This window comes from Streptomyces sp. PT12, assembly GCF_003311645.1.
Lineage (GTDB): Bacteria > Actinomycetota > Actinomycetes > Streptomycetales > Streptomycetaceae > Streptomyces.
Window position 1 is genome coordinate 1 of the sequence record NZ_QEST01000031.1, and the last position, 385, is coordinate 385.

Below are 385 nucleotides of genomic sequence, written 5' to 3' on the forward strand. Positions count from 1 at the left end.
AAGGCCCCGAACGCTCCACCCCCAACAACCCCACCACACGCACCACCTCCGCATGGGTGGACTCGATCGGGTGGCCGGGTTCGACGTGTGCGATCTCGACGGTGGCGGCCTCGGGGGCCGCCGGGGCAGCCAGGGCCAGGGGGGTCCAGTCAAGGGCGAACAGCGACTCATGGTGCCCGCGCGGCGCGATCTCGGCCGCGAGTCGGCGCAGAACGACAGAGCCGACGGTGGCGACAGGAAGGCCCTCAGTGTCGGCCAGGGTCAGGGTCACCGCGTCGGGCCCGGCCGGGGCGATGCGCACCCGGAGGGCGGCAGCGCCCGAGGCCGCGAGCGAGACGCCCGACCAGGCGAACGGCAAACGCCCGGTGTCGGAGAAGTAGTCGCC

1 protein-coding gene is annotated in these 385 nt (G+C 73.5%); it reads right to left on the reverse strand.

All coding sequences use genetic code 11. The annotated features are described in order from the left end of the window. On the reverse strand, positions 1 to 385 hold a 385-nt coding region (locus DEH69_RS31250; protein ID WP_181727243.1), incomplete at both ends, for a hypothetical protein.